Source organism: Streptomyces cylindrosporus (genome assembly GCF_022698165.1).
Classification (GTDB): Bacteria; Actinomycetota; Actinomycetes; order Streptomycetales; family Streptomycetaceae; genus Streptomyces; species Streptomyces cylindrosporus.
In genome coordinates this window covers 711,358-728,907 of sequence record NZ_JALDAY010000004.1, presented here as the reverse complement: position 1 = coordinate 728,907, position 17,550 = coordinate 711,358, and the positions used below count along the sequence as shown (strand labels likewise).

Here is a 17,550-nt window from a genome sequence, read left to right as displayed (position 1 = left end):
TGCCGGCGCGTGGCGGGCACCGCCGAGGCTTCTCGCCCCCGCCGCCCCTACCCGTCCCATCCCCAGAGGCTGCCGCCCCTTCGACCCCGCCGAGGGGGCTCCGCCCCCTGGACCCCCGTCGGCCCTGAAGGGGCCTCGTCCTCAAACGCCGGACGGGCTGAAATGCTGGCCGGCGTTGAGAAGGCGCCGCCCCCTGCGGGTGGGTGGGGGATGGGGACGGCGGGGACCGGCCTCAAACGCCGGACGGGCTGGGAGATGGTCGCCGGTGTTGAGAAGGTGCCGCCCCTGCGGGTGGGTGGGGGTCAGGGATGGCGAGCGTCGGCCTCGAACGCCGGACCGGCCGAGAGTCACGGCCGACGCCGAGAAGACACCGCCCCTCCGGGCTCCAGGTGGGTGGGCCCGGGGATGGCCGTCGCTCATCCTCGCGTGCCGGGCGGGAGTTTCAGCCTGGTCGGCGCTTGAGGATGAGGTCGGAGGCCGATGGGGGGGGCGGGCACCCCCCGGCCGTCCGTGGGCGTGGCTACTGGTCCGATGAGAAGCGGACCGCGCCCGCCGGGATTTTCGCGTCGCACCACACCCGCATGCCGTCCCTCAACTCGTTGTCCGGGCCGATCACCGCGCCGTCGCCGATGACCGTGCCGGTGAGGACGGAGCGTTCGCCGACGCGGGCCCGGGTGCCGATCAGGGAGTCGGTGATGACCGCGCCCGGTTCGATCACCGCGCCGGGGAGGATCGTCGAGCCGAAGACCCGCGCGCCCTCCGCCACGAACGCGCCCTCGCCCACCACCGTGCCGCCCGTCAGCTTCGCGTCGGGGGCCACCGTGGCCGTGGGGAGGATCAGGCGGTCGCCGCAGCGGCCGGGGACGGCGGGGGAAGGGGCGCGGCCCAGGACCAGGTCGGCCGAGCCGCGGACGAAGGCGGCGGGGGTGCCCAGGTCCAGCCAGTACGTGGAGTCGACCATGCCCTGGAGGTGGGCTCCGGCGGAGAGCAGGTCAGGGAAGGTCTCGCGCTCCACGGACACCGGGCGGCCCGACGGGATCGTGTCGATCACCGAGCGGCGGAAGACGTACGCCCCCGCGTTGATCTGGTCGGTGACGATCTCCTCGGGGGTTTGGGGCTTTTCGAGGAAGGCGAGGACTCGGCCCGTCTCGTCCGTCGGGACCAGGCCGTAGGCGCGCGGGTCGGTGACCTTGGTGAGGTGGAGCGAGACGTCGGCGCCCGTCGACTCGTGGGTGTCGACCAGGGCCCTGATGTTCAGGCCGGTGAGGATGTCACCGTTGAAGACGAGGACCGGGTCGTCGGGGCCCGAGTGCAGACGGGACGCGACGTTGCGGATGGCTCCGCCCGTGCCGAGGGGTTCCTCCTCCGTCACGTACTCGATCCGCAGACCCAGCGACGAGCCGTCGCCGAAGTACGGTTCGAAGACCTCTGCGAGATAGGAGGTGGCCAGCACGATGTGGTCCACCCCCGCCGCTCTCGCTCTGGCCAGCTGGTGTGTGAGGAAGGGCACCCCGGCCGCCCGGACCATGGGCTTCGGCGTGTGCACCGTGAGCGGACGCAGCCTCGTGCCCTTGCCGCCGACCAGGAGGATCGCTTCTGTCACCTGTCGTCTCTGCTTCCTGCCGGGACCGGCCGAACTGACTTTCGGCCGGCCAGTGTATGCAGATCGTCGTGCGACGCCTTCGACGGCCCGGTGGCGTTACGTGGTTCGCGCCCTGTCCCCCGACGGCGGTGAACGCGATCCCCCGGCAGGCCTTGGCGGCAGTGCTCTGTCGCTCTATCGGCCCTGGTAACGGGCCGCGGTCGAGCGGGCCGTGCCGAGTTTGCGGTAGAGCTGCCAGCCGGGGCACTCCGTGGCGAAGCCGTCACGGTGGCCGGAGATCACGTTCAGTCGTACGTTCTTTCCTTTTCGGTAGAGATTGCCACCGGCGGACTTCAGATATGTCTTTCCGCGCGGATTGGCCCCGTAGAGCCCGAGTTTCCACGCGGTCAGCCGGGCGATGGCCCGCAGGACGGCCCCCGGCGGCTTCGACGAACCGAAGCTGCCGATCACCGCGATCCCCATGCTGTTGCTGTTGAAACCGAGGGTGTGCGCGCCGAGCACCGGCTTGGCCACGCCCCCGGCCCGTCCCTCGTAGATGTTTCCGCACTTGTCGACGAGGAAGTTGTAGCCGATGTCGCGCCAGCCCATGCTCTTGACGTGGTAGCGGTAGATACCGCGGATGACGGAGTCGGCCTGCGAACAGCGGTACCCGTTGCCGGACGCCGTGTGGTGCACGAAGGCCGCCTTGACCTTCTTCGTGTAGACGAACTTCTTCTCGCGCAGCTTCTCGTCCGCGCCCCAGCCGCGGCGCGTGATGATGCGCGGACGCGGGCCGATGTAGGGCCGGGCGCGCTGAGCCGTCGTCAATTCGCTTCCTCTCAGGGCCAGTAGCTCCGCCTCGGTCGCCGCCCGGCTCAGTGCCGGGAGCTCCGTGGCGCTCGGGGCGCCCGCGGGGACGGCCGCCCGGGTGAGCCTCTGCTCGCCGGGGTCCACGAGTTCCAGACGCAGGCCCGAGGGCAGCGGGGCCGCGGACGTGGCGGTGCGGGTGCCGCGGGCCGTCTCGTCCGTACGGCGTTCGCCCGCGGCCCGGACCCTGACCTCGACGCCGTCCGAGTCGCCCACCCACAGCGGGGCGGTGGAGCCGCGGACGCGGCCCGAGGTGCGCTCGGCGGTGCCCGGGTCGGCGGTGTCGTCGTTGTGCGTCTCCAGGTCCTGCCAGCCGGTCCAGGCGCCGGACCCGGTCGCGCGGGTGCGGACCTGGACGCTGCCGTGCAGCACGGTGTCGGGGTTGTCCCAGATGACGCCGACGAGCGAGAAGTGCCGTACGTCGTCCCGGGTCAGGCCCTGTTCGGGCGCGGCCGGGCCGAGGGCGCGGTCGCGGGTGAGGGGGGCCAGGGGCAGCGACTGGGTGCTGCCGGGGATCTCGGCGGGGGCCCGTTGGGAGGTGACCCGGGCGGTGGCCGTCACCGGTGCGGATCTCGCCCCGCTCGGCGCCGCGCCCGCCGTCGCGGCGGCTGCGGGCGGGGTGAGCGGAAGGGCGAGGGCGGCCGCGCACGTGACGCCGATCGAGGAAGCAAGGAATCCACGCATGCCCCTGATCTTGAACATAGTCATACATATCTGTCCATTTGGGATCTGACGGACCGTCGGCTGCCGTTCCGCCGAACCGGTGGCCCCGCGGCTGGGTGCGGGACGCCTCGCCCGCGTACGCTTGCGCGGGTGAACGCCACCGACCGCACCCCTGCCGACCTGCTGTCTTCCGCGCTCGCCGCGGATCCCGGACGCCCGCTGGTGACCTTCTACGACGACGCCACGGGTGAGCGGGTCGAACTGTCCGTGGCCACCTTCGCCAATTGGGTGGCCAAGACCGCGAACCTGCTCCAGGGCGACCTGGGGGCGGGGCCCGGCGACCGGGTCGTACTGCTGCTGCCCACGCACTGGCAGACGGCGGTGTGGCTGCTGGCGTGTGCGTCGGTGGGGGCCGTCGCGGACGTGGGCGGGGATCCGAAGACGGCGGACGTGGTGGTGAGCGGGCCGGATTCGCTGGACGCGGCGCGGGCGTGCCGGGGTGAGCGGGTGGCTCTCGCACTGCGGCCGCTGGGCGGGCGTTTCCCGCAGGTGCCGGACGGGTTCGTCGACTATGCGGTCGAGGTGCCGGGGCAGGGGGACCGGTTCGTTCCGTTCGCGCCGGTGGATCCCGAGGAGGCGGCGCTGATCGTGGCCGGGCGGGAGTTCAGCGGGGCGGAGGTCGTGGAGCAGGCGCGGGGGGAGTTCGGGGGGCGGGTGCTGTCGGGGTTGTCGTACGACACGTGGGAGGGGTTGAAGGCCGGGTTGTACGGGCCTCTGGCCGACGGTGGGTCCGTGGTGCTGTGCCGGAATCTGGACGCGCTGGGCGAGGAGGCGCTTGCGCAGCGGATCGAGAGCGAGCGGGTGACGGCCACTCGTCGCTGAACAGCTCTCACTCGAACGGACCAGCAACACCCACCCCCACCACCCCCTCCACGCCATGGTCGTAACAAGACCACGTCCGTACGCCATGAGGGGTGGGCCCGCTCGTGACCGACTGCCGAGGGACCCTGGGGCCCGGTGCCGGGGCGTCGGCCACCGGGAAGGGGCTGATACGGCGGCGTCGGCGGAAGTGGGCGCGGTACGGGGGGCTCGGGGTCGCCGTCGCGGTCGTCGTCGCCGCGGGCGTCGGCTGGGCCGCCTACGTCAAGCTCGACGGGAACATCACGCCCGACAACGCCGCCGCGGCCGAGCTCGCGCGGTACGAGAAGGAACGGCCCACCTCGCTCGTCAAGGACGCGCAGAACATCCTGCTGATCGGGTCGGACTCGCGGTCGGGGGACGGGAACGCGCGGTACGGGCGGGACTCGGGGACCGAGCGGTCGGACACCACGATCCTGCTGCACCTCGCCGCGGGACGGCGCACCGCCACCGCGATCTCCCTGCCGCGTGACCTGATGGTGGACGTGCCGGCGTGTCTGCGGGCGGACGGGACGCGGTCCGAGCCGATGTTCGCGATGTTCAACCACGCCTTCCAGATGGGCGGTTCGGCCTGCACCATCCGGACCGTCGAGCAGCTGACGAACGTGCGGATCGACCATCACGTCGTCGTGGACTTCCACGGGTTCAAGGAGATGGTCGACGCCGTGGACGGGGTGCGGATCTGTCTGGACCGGCCCATTCACGACAAGGCCGCCAAACTGAACCTGCCCGCGGGCAGGGTGACGCTCGACGGGGAGCAGGCGCTCGGGTACGTGCGGGCGCGCAAGTCGCTCGGCGACGGCAGCGACACCGACCGGATGGACCGCCAGCAGCGGTTCCTGGGCGCGCTGGTCAACAAGGTGCAGAGCAACGACGTACTGCTGAATCCGGTGAAGCTGTACCCCGTGCTGGACGCGGCCACTTCGTCGCTGACCACCGACCCGGATCTGGCGAGTCTGCGCGGGCTCTACGACCTTGTGCGCGGGCTGCGCGACATTCCCACCGAACGCGTGCAATTCCTGACCGTTCCGCGGGAGTCGTACGTCTACGACAGCAATCGTGACCAGCTCGTGGAACCGGAGGCGCAGAAGCTGTTCGAACGACTGCGCAAGGACGCGCCGGTCACCGTCGTCAAGGAAGTTCCGCGGGATTCCGCCGCAAAGAGTGATTACAGCGAGTACGGATACGGCGACGGAAAGTCGGGAAGAATGCCTTCCGGCGCGCCGTCGAACAGGCCTTCTCCCGCACCCACGTTCCGCGGGAACACGGCCGCCGAAGACACCTGCGGGTAAAGCGCTCACCAAATCGCCGCACTTATGTCCGAGAAAAAGGGCGAATTGCCCTGCCCGCGAGCGTGGAATTTCTCACCGTCGTCACTGGGCGCCGAAGCGGCCGGATAGTGTGAGCGATCCGGTGCATCCGCCGGCCAGGTCCGTCCTGGCGTCGGGCACTGTGAGACCGAGACCGAGCGCCTTTGAGGGGGGAAAGGCGCCGCGCCCCGACGGAGGATTCGGACAATCGTGGACGCGACAGGCCGTGGGCGGGCGGATGACATCGATCCCGCAGACCAGTGGGTGCTCAACCCGAACACCGGCGAATACGAACTGCGACTGACTCCTTCCGGACCGCAGTCGGGCGTCCCCAGTCCGCGCAGAGCCGCCGGCCACGGCGCCGGTGGCGCGGTGCGCAGTCGTACGGCGGCTCCCGAGCGGGCGCCCGGACGTGACGTTCCTGCGCCGAGGCGCAGGCGCGGGGTGCCCGAGGAGCCGCTGCCGGGGCGGCGCGGGCGCCGGCCGGTGAAGAAGAAGGGCAAGGCGAAGAAGGTCCTGCTGTGGACCGGCGGGACCATGGCCTTCGTGCTGGTCGCCGCGGCCGGGGGTGCCTACCTCTACATCAAGCACCTCAACGACAACATCACGGCCGTCTCCGACGACGGCGCGAGCACCGGTGGCTTCAGCAAGGGCAAGGCCATCAACATCCTGCTGATCGGCACCGACAAGCGCACCGGCAAGGGCAACACCAAGTACGGCGACTCCGGCAGCGTCGGGCACGCGGACACCACGATCCTGCTGCACGTCTCCAAGGACCGCTCGAACGCGACCGCGCTGAGCATCCCTCGCGACCTGATCACCGACATCCCGGACTGCCCGACCACACAGTCCGACGGCACCGAGAAGGTCATCGCGGGCACGGAGAACGTCCGCTTCAACACCAGCCTCGGGCAGGACGAGCGGACGCCCAGCTGTGTCGCGCGGACCGTCACCGAGCTGACCGGGATCACCCCGGACAACTTCATGGTGGCCGACTTCAACGCGGTCAAGACGCTGACCACGGCGGTCGGTGGCGTCGACGTCTGTCTCGGCAAGGACATCAACGACCCCGACTCGCACCTGAACCTGAAGAAGGGCATGCAGCACATCGAGGGCGAGACCGCGCTCGCCTTCGTGCGCACCCGGCACGCGGTCGGCTTCGGCGGTGACCTGAGCCGGATCACGCTGCAGCAGCAGTTCCTCAGCGCGCTGATGCGCAAGCTGAAGTCGAACGACACGCTCACCAACCCGGCGAAGATGATCAAGGTCGCCGAGGCGGGCACCAAGGCGCTGACCGTCGACTCCAACCTGGACAGCATCGGCAAGCTCAAGGACCTCGGTCTGGAGCTGGGCAAGCTCAACCCGAAGAACCTGACCTTCACCACGGTTCCGGTGGTCGACAACCCGGCGGAGAAGGTGAAGGCGACCGTCGTACTGAACGAGTCGACGGCCCCCGCGGTCTTCTCCGCGATCAAGAACGACGTGTCCTTCACCGCGGTGAAGGCGCAGAAGAAGAAGGAGGCGGCCGCGGTGGCGGCCCGGCTCAAGGGCACCAAGTCGGCCGCGTCCGAGGTGCGGGTGCAGATCCTCAACGGCGGTGCGGTCGCCGGCAGCGCGCAGGCGGAGCTCAACTACCTGCAGAACGACGAGGGTGTGCTGAAGTCGTCGAACGCGGGCAATGCGGACGCTGAGCAGGCGAAGACCACGCTGGAGTACGACCCGGACCAGGCCGACCAGGCCCGTCGGCTCGCCGCGATCCTGGGTCTGTCCGGCTCGCAGATGAAGCCCGGCAAGAGCGTGACTAACGACCAGGGCCTGCCGACGATGACACTGACGCTCGGCAAGGACTTCCCGGGGGCGGGAGAGTCGTACAGCGCGGCTACGAAGGCGCCGGACGTCGACAAGACGACGGCCGACAAGGTCGAGTGCGCCAAGTGAGAGCCTGTGTCATATTCCCGGTCGGATCAGCGCACGGCGTCTGGTGCTCCCCCAGAGGGGGCACCCCCAGATCGCAAGGCGCCGGAGCGCCCTCGTGGCGGAGCCACGTGGGTGGTTCGGCAACGCGGCTGGGGGTCCCCCCTCTGGGGGAGTGCGTGCCAGACGCCGCGCGCCCGGCCGGGGATATGACACAGGCTCTGGAGTGACCTGAGGGGCCTGTCGTGCGTCTAACAAGGCGCATGGCAGGCCCTTTTCGAGGGCGCGAGGGTGGGGAGGACGGGGAATGACGCAGAGCAGTGTGCGCGGGGAGGGGACCCGGCCGGGGGTTCGGGACGGTTCCGTGGGCCGGGGGGCCGCGCGGGACGGGGAGGGGTCCGGCAGACCCGGTACGGGGGACATGGGCGGCGGGCACCGCAGGACGGGGCCCGGTGGGCCGCGGCGGCGGGGGCGCCGGGTGCTGCGCTGGTCGGCGACCACGCTCGCGGTGCTGATACTCGGGACGGCCGGCGCCGGTTACCTGTACTACGAGCACCTCAACGGCAACATCCACAAGGGCGAGCGCAGCAGCGGCGACGCCAAGGCCCGCAAGACGGGGGCCAACGCGGCCGGGCAGACGCCGCTGAACATCCTGCTGATCGGCTCCGACAGCCGTAACTCGGACGCCAACGTGGCGCTGGGCGGCGCGAAGTACGACCGGGGCAGCCCGCCGCGGGCCGACGTGCAGATGCTGATCCACCTCTCGGCGGACCGCAAGAGCGCCGCGATGGTGAGCATCCCGCGCGACACCCGGGTCGACATCCCCAAGTGCACCGACCCCAAGACCGGCAAGGTCTACCCGGCGGTCAACACCATCATCAACGAGTCGCTGGCCCGCGGCGGCGCCGGCTGCACCCTGGCGACCTGGGAGAACCTCACCGGGGTCTACATCGACCACTGGATGACGATCGACTTCGCGGGCGTGGTGAAGATGGCCGACGCCATCGGCGGCGTCGACGTCTGCGTCCGGCAGAACGTGTGGGACCGGCCGACGGCCGCGGTGCCCGGCGGCTCCGGCCTGAAGCTGACCGCCGGCACCCACAAGGTGCAGGGCAAGCAGGCCCTGCAGTGGCTGCGCACCCGGCACGCCTGGGGCAGCGACCCGCTGCGCGCCAAGGCCCAGCACATGTACCTCAACTCGATGATCCGCACCCTGAAGCAGCAGAGCGTCTTCAGCGACACCGGCCGGCTGATGGGCCTGGCCGAGGCCGCCACCAAGTCCCTGTCGGTCTCCGAGGAGATCGGCACCGTCAAGAAGCTCTACGACCTGGGCATGCAGCTCAAGTCCGTGCCGACGGACCGCATCACCTCGGTGACGATGCCGAACGTCGAGGACCCGCAGAACCGCGACCACCTGGTCCCGGAGGCGACCGGCGCCGACAAGCTGTGGCAGCTGCTGCGCGACGACGTCCCGCTCGACGGCAAGGGCAAGAAGTCGAGCGCGAAGGCGAAGGCCGTGGCCACCAAGGCCCCTTCGGCGCCGGACGCCCAGATCGGCGTGATCGTGCAGAACGCCACCGGCACCACCACCCTCGCCCCGGTCCCGGGACGCGCCGGCACCGTCGCCCAGGAGCTGGTGACGAAGGGCTTCTCGCGGGCCGCGAAGGACGCGACGGCCGGACTCTCCGAGGAGCGGACGGTCGTGCGCTATCCGAGCGCCGACCTGGAGGGCGACGCCCAGCGCATCGCCAAGTCCCTGGGGATTCCGCTGAGTTCGGTGAAGCGGTCGACGGACGTCTCCGGGGTCACCCTCGTCGTGGGCGCCGACTGGCGGGAGGGTACGGCGTACCCGAAGCAGTCGACGTCCGACGACGCGCTGCCGAGCAACGCGGACGCGATCAACGGCTCGGACAAGAGCCAGTGCATGCCCGTGTACGCGCCCTACCAGTGGTAGACCCCCGGGTCCCGGGGCCTTCCCTCGACGTCCATGGGCGCCCAACTGTGCGGATATTGTGGGTGATCCATGTCTGACGGAGGCTCTGAGACCAGTGGATGCGCAAGGCCGTGGGCGGGCGGACGGTGTCGATCCCGCTGACCAGTGGGTGCTCGATCCGCGTACCGGCGAATACGAACTGCGGTCCCCCGCGGCCCCGTCCGGGCCCGCCCGCCCGACGGTGCCCGGCCCGCGCGGATCCGCCGGCCGGGTCCCGCCGCAGCGCGCCCGGCGCACCGCGCCCGGTGAACCACCGGCCGGGCGGCGCGGGCGACGGCCGGTCAAGAAGCAAGGCCGGGCGAGAAGGGCTCTGTTGTGGACCGGCGGCACCATGGCGTTCGTCCTGGTCGCCGTCGGTTCCGCCGCCTACCTCTACATCAAGCACCTGGAGGGGAACGTCCACACCGAGGACGTCGGCGGCGCGGCCAAGAGCAGCTTCAGCAAGGACGAGGCCTTCAACATCCTGGTCATCGGCACGGACAAGCGCACCGGCAAGGGCAACGAGGGCTACGGCGACAAGGGCAGCGTCGGGCACGCCGACACCAACATCCTGCTGCACGTCTCCAAGGACCGTACGAACGCGACCGCGCTGAGCATCCCGCGCGACCTGATCGTCGACATCCCCGACTGCCCGACCAAGCAGGCCGATGGCACCGAGAAGGTCGTCGCCGGGCAGCAGGGTGTCCGCTTCAACCGCAGCCTCGGCGAGAGCGGCCGCGACCCCGGCTGCACCATGCGCACGGTGAAGGCGGTCACCGGGATCTCGCCGGACCACTTCATGATGGCCGACTTCAACGCGGTGAAGACCCTGACCACGGCGGTCGACGGGGTCGACGTCTGCGTCGAGCACGCCGTGAACGACAAGGAGTCCAAGCTGGTCCTGCCCGCGGGCGAGTCCAAGGTCGAGGGCGAGAAGGCGCTCGCCTTCGTGCGCACCCGGCACAGCTTCGGCAACGCGGGCGACCTGGACCGCATCAAGGTCCAGCAGCAGTTCCTCGGCTCCCTGATGCGCAAGATGGCCTCCGGCGACACCCTCACCAGCCCCACCAAGCTGTGGAAGCTGGCCGAGGCCGCCACCAAGGCGCTCACCGTGGACAAGGCCATCGGCCATGTCGGCACGCTCAAGGACATCGCCCTGGAGCTGAAGAAGGTGCCGACGAAGAACATCTCCTTCACCACCGTGCCGGTGAAGGACAACCCGGCCGAGACGATCAAGGCGACCGTCGTCGTCGACGAGTCCCGGGCCCCGCAGATCTTCGAGCTGATCCGGAACGACGAGTCGCTCACCGAGGTGAAGAAGGCCAAGGCCAAGGAGAAGGCCGCGGTCGCCGCCCGCCTCAAGGGCACCAGGTCGGCCGCCTCCGAGGTCCGGGTCCGCGTCCTCAACGGCGGCGCCCCCGCCGGCAGCGCCCAGGACGAGCTGACCTGGCTGCAGAACGAGGCCGGTGTCCTCAAGTCCCAGAACGACGGCAACGCGGAAGCAGAGCTCGCGCGGACCACCCTCGAGTACGACCCCGCCCAGGCCGCCCAGGCCCGCCGCCTCGCCGACCTCCTCGGCCTGTCCGGCGCGGCCATGAAGCCCGGCGAGAGCGTCACCAACTCCCAGGGCCTGCCCACCATGACCCTCACCCTCGGCAAGGACTTCAAGGGCGCGGGCGTGAAGCTGAACTCCTCCTCGGCGGCCGCGGCGAACGTGGACAAGTCCACGGCCGACAAGGCGCAGTGCGCGAGTTGACGCGCTCAGGGCAACCTCACAGGCCCGTCGTATGTCTCCAGGACGTACGACGGGCCTGTGTCATGGCCCCATAGGGGCACAACGGGGTGGGGAGCAGGGGACATTGGGGCTAAACAGTGGGCGGCGTCGCCGTGTGCTCAAGTGGGTGGCGACGGGCCTCGCCGTGCTGGTGCTCGGCACGGCCTGCGCCGGTTACCTCTACTACCGGCACCTGAACGGCAACATCCAGCAGGCCGACCTCAACCTCGGCGACGCCAAGGCGCCCGCGCCGACACCGGACGAGGCCGGCCGTACGCCGCTGAACATCCTCCTCATCGGCTCGGACGCCCGGGACACCAAGGAGAACCAGGAGCTCGGCGGCGCCCGTGAGACCTTCGGCTCGACCCCGCTCGCGGACGTCCAGATGCTGGTCCACCTGTCCGCGGACCGCTCCAACATGTCGGTCGTCAGCATGCCCCGCGACACCCTGCTGACCATCCCCAAGTGCACCGACCCGGACACGGGCAAGACCTACCCGGCGAGCGACGGCCGCGTGATGACCAACCAGAGCCTCGGCCACGGCGGCCCCGGCTGCACGGTGGCCACCTGGGAGGCGCTCACCGGGATCCGTATCGACCATTTCATGATGGTCGACTTCTCCGGCGTGGTCTCCATGGCCGACGCCATCGGCGGCGTCCCGGTCTGCGTGGACGCCAACATCCTGTCCCGGGACGGCTCCGGGCACGGCTCGGGGCTGAAGCTGCCCGAGGGCACCACCTCGGTCAAGGGCGAGCAGGCCCTGCAGTGGCTGCGCACGCGCTACGGCTTCGAGGACGGCAGCGACCTCGCCCGGGCCAAGGCCCAGCACATGTACATGAACTCGATGGTCCGCCAGCTGCGCGCCAACGCCACCTTCTCCAACCCCGGCAGGCTGCGCGCCCTCGCCGAGACGGCCACCAGCGCGATCACCGTCGACCCGGGCCTCGACACCGTGAAGAAGCTCTACGACCTCGGCAGCGAGCTGCGCAAGGTGGAGCCGAGGCGCATCACGATGACGACCATGCCGAACCGTTACGTCGGCGCCCGCGTCGAGCCCACCGAGGAGGCCGGGCAGCTGTTCCGCCTGGTCCGCGAGGACATCGCCCTGGACGGCAGGGACAAGAAGAAGCAGACGGTCGAGCAGGTCTCCGACGACCCCGCCGCGGACGCCGCCGACATCGCCGTACAGGTGCGCAACGGCACCCGCACCGACACCCTCGCCGCCGCCCGCGGCCGGGCGACCGCGGTGACCGGGCTGCTGCGCGAGGCGGGCTTCACCGAGGCGGTCGCGGACTCCTCGACGCTGCCGAGCGAGAAGGCGACCGTCGTCCGCTACCCGAGCGCCGACCTGGAGGGCGACGCCCAGGCCGTCGCCAAGGCCCTCGGCGTCCCGCTGAGCGCGGTACGGCGGTCGACGGACGTCTCCGGGGTCACCCTCGTCGTGGGCGCCGACTGGCGCGAGGGTACGGCGTACAAGGCGCCGAAGGCGGACGACCGTACCCCCGAGTCCGCCGAGGCGCTCAACGGCGCGGACGACGGGGCGTGTATGCACGTCAACCCGGGCTTCACCTGGGAGTAACAGAGGAGCGCGCCTTCCCCTCACGTACCCACAGCAAACTCTTATCTCTCTACAGAATGATGAGGCGCGCTCAAGTCCGAGAGCCCCCGGGCCGACTCGGCGATCCACGGCGCTTTGTCGAGCGCTCGGGTGGGAGGACAGGGAGTTGGCGCGGAGCAGTGTGCGCGGGGAGGTCCCCGCGGTCGAGGACACCATGTCCCTCACCCCGGTGGGCAGCGGACGGGTGCCCGAGCAGCGGCGGCCCGGCGGCGCGGACGGCGGCGGGCGCAGACGGCGCGGCACCGGCGACGGCGACCGCAAGCGCCGCAGACGCCGAATACTGCGCTGGTCGGCGGCGGTCGTGGCGGTGGCGATCGTGGGCACGGCCGGTGCCGGCTACCTCTACTACCAGCACCTCAACGGCAACATCCAGAAGGAGAACCTCAACAACGCGGACGCCAAGGACCGCGCGGCGAAGTCCAAGGCCAACGCGGCCGGGCAGACCCCGCTGAACATCCTCCTCATCGGCTCCGACGCCCGCGACTCCGCCGAGAACCAGAAGCTCGGCGGCGCGAAGGACACGTACAACACCGCGCCCCGCGCGGACGTCCAGATGCTGCTGCACGTCTCCGCCGACCGCACCAACATGTCGGTCGTCAGCATGCCCCGCGACACCCTCGTCTCCATCCCGAAGTGCACCGACCCCGACACCGGCAAGGTCTACGCGGCGAGCACCTCGACGATGACGAACGCCTCCCTGGAGCGCGGCGGCCCCGGCTGCACCGTCGCCACCTGGGAGAAGCTCACGAACATCCACATCGACCACTTCATGATGGTCGACTTCTCCGGCGTGGTCTCCATGGCCGACGCCATCGGCGGCGTCCCGGTGTGCGTGGACGCCAACATCTACTCGCACACCTCCTCCGGGCACGGCTCGGGCCTGAAGCTGAAGAAGGGCACCACCTCGGTCAAGGGCAAGCAGGCCCTGCAGTGGCTGCGCACGCGCTACGGCTTCGAGGACGGCAGCGACATCGCGCGCACCAAGGCCCAGCACATGTACATGAACTCGATGGTCCGCCAGCTGCGCGCGAACGCCACCCTCACCAACCCGGGCAAGCTGCGCGCGCTCGCGGAGACCGCGACGAAGGCGCTGACGGTGGACGACGGCCTCGGGACCGTGGCCAAGCTCTACGACCTCAGCAAGCAGCTGAAGCAGGTCCCCACCAAGCGGATCACGATGACGACGATGCCGTGGGTGTACTCCTCGGACGGCAACCGGGTGCTGCCGAAGCCGACGGACGCGGCGAAGCTGTTCCGGCTGGTCCGCGAGGACATCGCGCTGGACGGCAAGGACAAGAAGAAGACGACCACGGCCAAGACGACCGACCCGGCCGCGGCGGACGACAAGATCGCCGTGCAGGTGCAGAACGGTACGAAGAGCAGCACGCTGGCCGCCGTGAGCGGGCGCGCCACCGCCGTCGCCCAGCTGCTGGTCGGCAAGGGCTTCGACGAGGCGGTCGCGGACTCCTCGACGCTGCTGAGCGAGGACACGACGGTCGTCCGCTATCCGAGCGCCGACCTGGAGGGCGACGCCCAGGCCGTCGCCAAGGCGCTGGGCATCCCGACCTCACAGGTGAAGAAGTCGACGGCGGTGTCCGGGGTCACGCTGGTCGTCGGCGCGGACTGGCGCTCGGGCACCACGTACACGGCCGACGACGACACGACACCGGCGTCGGCGAGCGCGCTGAACGGGGCGGACAGCAAGGCGTGCATGCATGTGGACCCGGACTACACCTGGTAGTCCGGGCCGTCGGGCCCAGTGGTATGTGACATAGCACTGACGCAGCGTCAGATATCACTCAGCCGCCGGTCACGACCGCCGGCCGCCGGGACGCGATGACCTTCCTGGCCAGCGCCTTCGGGCTGGTCAGGAAGCCCCAGCCCCACGACATGTGCATGGTGGCGAGGGCGACCGGGATCTGCAGCCGGGCCCTCAGCGGCAGCCCCTTGCCCGCCGGGAGCGAGCCGAGGGCGATCGCGGCGAGGTAGCCGCTGGGGACCACCAGGCCCCATGGCGTGAGCGCCGCGCCGACCACGAGCCCCGCGGCGATCGCCAGCACCGCGGTCGGCGGGGCGAGGTAGCGCAGGTTGATGGAGCCCTCGTGGTAGCGGGCGACGACGTGCCGCCAGCGGCCGTAGTCCTTGTACTGCTTGGCGAGGGCGCGCACGCTCGGCCGCGGCCGGTACGACACCTTCAGCTCCGGCGAGAACCAGATCAGGCCGCCGGCCTCCCGGATCCGGAAGTTCAGCTCCCAGTCCTGGGCGCGGATGAACTCCTCGTTGTAGCCGCCCTGTTGCTCCAGGGCCTCGCGCCGGAAGACGCCGAGGTACACGGTCTCGGCGGGGCCGGCCTCGCCGCCCGTGTGGAACGCGGCGTTGCCGACGCCGATCTTCGAGGTCATCGCGGCGGCGACCGCGTGCTCCCAGTCGTTCTCGCCCTCGGCGTGCATGATGCCGCCGACGTTCATCGCGCCGGTCTCCTCCAGGAGCCGTACCGCGGTGGCGATGTAGTTCGGCGAGAGCATGCCGTGGCCGTCGACGCGCACGACGATCGGGTGCCGGGAGGCCTTGATCGCGGCGTTCAGCGCGGCCGGCGTGCGGCCGGTCGGGTTCGGGACGGTGTGGACGCGCGGGTCGTCGCGGACGAGCTCGGCGGCGATCTCGTCCGTGCGGTCCTTGGACGGACCGAGGGCGATCACGACCTCCAGCTCGCCGGCGTACTCCTGCGCGAGGATCGCTTGGACGGCTCCGCGCAGATGCCGCTCCTCGTCGAGGACGGGCATGATCACAGAGACAGCGGGGAGTCGCACGTCGGAATTGGCGTTCATCGGTGCTCACGTTACCGCGAACGGGGGACACCTCCGCGCCCCGCCGGGGCGGCGGACCGGGCCACAGATCGTATGGACCTACGGTGCTCACGGATCCCACGTACGGCCGTCGCCCGGAGGTGTCCCCCTTGCCCACGCCGCCTCGGTCCGCCGCCCCGCCCCGTCCGCAGCGCCGCCCCCACCCCGCCCGTGCCCCGCAGCAGCGCGGCCCGCGGCCACCCGTCCGGCGCAAGAAGCCCCGCTGGGCCATGCGGGCGGTGACGACCCTGTCGGTCGTCGTGCTCGCCTCGGCCGGGATCGGGCACGCGGTGGTCACCAGCCTCGACGCGGACATCGCCCGCGTCGACCCCTTCAAGGACATGAAGAACCGCCCGGCCGCCGGGCACGGCATGAACGTCCTGCTGGTCGGCACGGACGGCCGCGACCGGATCACCGAGCAGGAGCGGCGCCGCTATCACCTGGGCGGCGCCCCCTGCCACTGCACCGACACGATCATGATCGTGCACATCTCGGAGGACCGGGAGCGGGCGAGCGTGGTGAGCCTGCCGCGCGACTCGTACGCCATGACGCCGCCGCACGTCGACGAGACCACCGGCCGACGGCACAACGGCCACCCCATCAAGATCAACGCGGCGTACGCGGAGGGCGGCCCGAACCTCACCGTGCAGACGGTCGAGGACATGACGCACGTGAAGATCGACCACTACCTGGAGGTCGACTTCACCAGCTTCATGAAGACGGTGGACGTGCTCGGCGGCGTGAAGATCTGCACGGCGGAGCCCCTGAAGGACACGTACACCGGTCTGAACCTCCCGGCCGGCACGCACACCCTCATGGGCGGCCAGGCACTCCAGTACGTCCGCGCCCGCCATGTCGACGGCGCCTCCGACCTGGGCCGCATGAAGCGCCAGCAGCGCTTCCTGGCCGCGCTCATCGACCGCGCGACCTCCTCGGGCATCCTCCTCAACCCCATGAAGTTCCGCGACGTGACGCGGGCGGTCCTCGGCTCGGTCCGCGCGGACAAGGGCTTCGGCACGGACGAACTCCTCGACCTCGGCCGCGCGATGCGCAACTTCTCGCCGTCCTCCTCGGAGTTCACCACCGTCCCCATCGGCCAGATGGGCTACGTCGTCAAAGGCATCGGCTCGACTTTGAAGTGGGACACCGCGAAGGCCGACCGTCTCTTCCAGGACCTCCGCGACGACAAGCCCCTGACCGTGCACCGCCCGACCGCCCCGCAGCCGGTCCGCGTCGACGTCGCCCCGCAGCAGATCCGCGTCCAGGTCGAGAACGGCACGGCGACGGCGGGCCTGGGCAAGCGCGTGGACACGGCCCTGGCGGCCACGGGCTTCCGCACCACCCACGCCCCCGCCAACGCCACCGACCGCACGGTCAGGCGCACGGTCGTCGAGTACGACCCCCGCTGGGACCGCTCCGCCAGGTCGCTGGCGGCCGCGCTGCCCGGCAGCGAACTGCGCGCGGTGAAAGGCCTCGGGCCGACGCTGAAGGTGATCGCGGGGGCGGACTTCAAGGACGTACGGAAGGTACGGGCGGAGGATGCGACGCAGGGGGAGTTCGGGGTGGTGACCGGGGATCAGGTGGTGTGCTCGTAGGTGCCGGTGCGGCAGAACATGCCGGATTGTTCCCGTCCGCCCGATGGCGCCCGGTGCCGGGCGGGCGTAGGACGGGAAGGGCACGGGGCCCGTCCCGGGCCTCACCGTCTCCCAGGAGGAGCCATGACCCAGACCGGACCGATGAGCGCCATGAGCAAGGAGATGCAGGACTGCGTCGAGGCCTGCATGACGTGCCACAGCATGTGCGAGGAGACCATGAGCTCCTGCATGCAGATGGGCGGTCAGGCCCAGATGCAGATCATGCGGGCGCTCATCGACTGCTCCGAGATGACCCGTATGTGCGCGGACATGATGATGCGCCGCTCCCCCATGTCGGCCGAGATGTGCGCGATGTGCGCCAAGGCCTGCGACATGTGTGCCGAGGCGTGTATGTCCATGCCGGACGACCCGCAGATGATGCGCTGCGCGGAGGCGTGTCGCCGCTGCGCGGAGATGTGCCGGACGATGGCGGGCGCGACGATGTGACACCG

General features: G+C 70.6%; 12 protein-coding genes. 9 read left to right on the top strand and 3 right to left on the bottom strand.

The features are described from left to right. Nucleotides 1-520: 520 nt before the first annotated feature. On the bottom strand, nt 521-1,603 hold the full coding sequence (manB, locus tag MQP27_RS16245; RefSeq protein WP_242765854.1) for a mannose-1-phosphate guanylyltransferase: 1,083 nt from the start codon (nt 1,601-1,603) through the stop codon (nt 521-523). Between the two features lie 174 nt (nt 1,604-1,777). Then, nucleotides 1,778-3,133, bottom strand: a complete 1,356-nt coding sequence (locus tag MQP27_RS16240) for a peptidoglycan recognition protein family protein (RefSeq protein ID WP_242765853.1) — start codon at nt 3,131-3,133, stop codon at nt 1,778-1,780. A gap of 129 nt (nt 3,134-3,262) precedes the next feature. Between MQP27_RS16240 and MQP27_RS16235 the strand changes: the two genes are divergently transcribed. The 7 genes from MQP27_RS16235 (at nt 3,263) to MQP27_RS16205 (ending at nt 14,359) form a co-directional block, all read left to right on the top strand. Then, a complete protein-coding gene (locus MQP27_RS16235) occupies nt 3,263-3,994 on the top strand; it encodes a TIGR03089 family protein (protein WP_242765852.1) in 732 nt (243 codons plus the stop codon). 104 nt (nt 3,995-4,098) lie between these two features. Beyond that, entirely contained in the window at nt 4,099-5,322 is a 1,224-nt protein-coding gene (locus MQP27_RS16230; protein WP_242765851.1) for an LCP family protein, read from the top strand. 228 nt (nt 5,323-5,550) lie between these two features. Continuing rightward, nucleotides 5,551-7,278, top strand: a complete 1,728-nt coding sequence (locus MQP27_RS16225; protein WP_242765850.1) for an LCP family protein — start codon at nt 5,551-5,553, stop codon at nt 7,276-7,278. Nucleotides 7,279-7,561: 283 nt separating this feature from the next. Further along, nucleotides 7,562-9,208, top strand: a complete 1,647-nt coding sequence (locus MQP27_RS16220; RefSeq protein ID WP_242765849.1) for an LCP family protein — start codon at nt 7,562-7,564, stop codon at nt 9,206-9,208. A gap of 94 nt (nt 9,209-9,302) precedes the next feature. Continuing rightward, a complete protein-coding gene (locus MQP27_RS16215) occupies nt 9,303-10,982 on the top strand; it encodes an LCP family protein (RefSeq protein ID WP_242765848.1) in 1,680 nt (559 codons plus the stop codon). 31 nt (nt 10,983-11,013) lie between these two features. Beyond that, a complete protein-coding gene (locus MQP27_RS16210; protein WP_242765847.1) occupies nt 11,014-12,579 on the top strand; it encodes an LCP family protein in 1,566 nt (521 codons plus the stop codon). Between the two features lie 193 nt (nt 12,580-12,772). Then, the gene (locus tag MQP27_RS16205) at nt 12,773-14,359 is read left to right on the top strand and encodes an LCP family protein (protein WP_242765902.1); all 1,587 of its coding nucleotides are present in this window, start codon (nt 12,773-12,775) and stop codon (nt 14,357-14,359) included. 58 nt (nt 14,360-14,417) lie between these two features. Here MQP27_RS16205 and MQP27_RS16200 read toward each other — a convergent pair whose 3' ends face one another. Then, nucleotides 14,418-15,446 carry a glycosyltransferase family 2 protein gene (locus MQP27_RS16200; RefSeq protein ID WP_242765846.1) on the bottom strand — a complete coding sequence of 343 codons (1,029 nt, stop codon included), beginning with the start codon at nt 15,444-15,446 and terminating at the stop codon, nt 14,418-14,420. A 128-nt stretch (nt 15,447-15,574) separates the two neighbouring features. Between MQP27_RS16200 and MQP27_RS16195 the strand changes: the two genes are divergently transcribed. Further along, nucleotides 15,575-17,059 carry an LCP family protein gene (locus MQP27_RS16195; RefSeq protein WP_443735753.1) on the top strand — a complete coding sequence of 495 codons (1,485 nt, stop codon included), beginning with the start codon at nt 15,575-15,577 and terminating at the stop codon, nt 17,057-17,059. A gap of 123 nt (nt 17,060-17,182) precedes the next feature. Then, complete coding sequence (locus MQP27_RS16190) at nt 17,183-17,545, top strand: four-helix bundle copper-binding protein (RefSeq protein ID WP_242765845.1); 363 nt, start codon at nt 17,183-17,185, stop codon at nt 17,543-17,545. The last annotated feature ends 5 nt before the right edge of the window (nt 17,546-17,550 follow it).

Coding starts and splice junctions, on each gene's coding strand:
- MQP27_RS16205 (WP_242765902.1), top strand. CDS start 12,773: ATGTCCCTCACCCCGGTGGGCAGCGGACGGGTGCCCGAGCAGCGGCGG.
- MQP27_RS16240 (WP_242765853.1), bottom strand. CDS start 3,133: ATGCGTGGATTCCTTGCTTCCTCGATCGGCGTCACGTGCGCGGCCGCC.
- MQP27_RS16220 (WP_242765849.1), top strand. CDS start 7,562: ATGACGCAGAGCAGTGTGCGCGGGGAGGGGACCCGGCCGGGGGTTCGG.
- MQP27_RS16190 (WP_242765845.1), top strand. CDS start 17,183: ATGACCCAGACCGGACCGATGAGCGCCATGAGCAAGGAGATGCAGGAC.
- MQP27_RS16200 (WP_242765846.1), bottom strand. CDS start 15,446: ATGAACGCCAATTCCGACGTGCGACTCCCCGCTGTCTCTGTGATCATG.
- MQP27_RS16210 (WP_242765847.1), top strand. CDS start 11,014: ATGTCTCCAGGACGTACGACGGGCCTGTGTCATGGCCCCATAGGGGCA.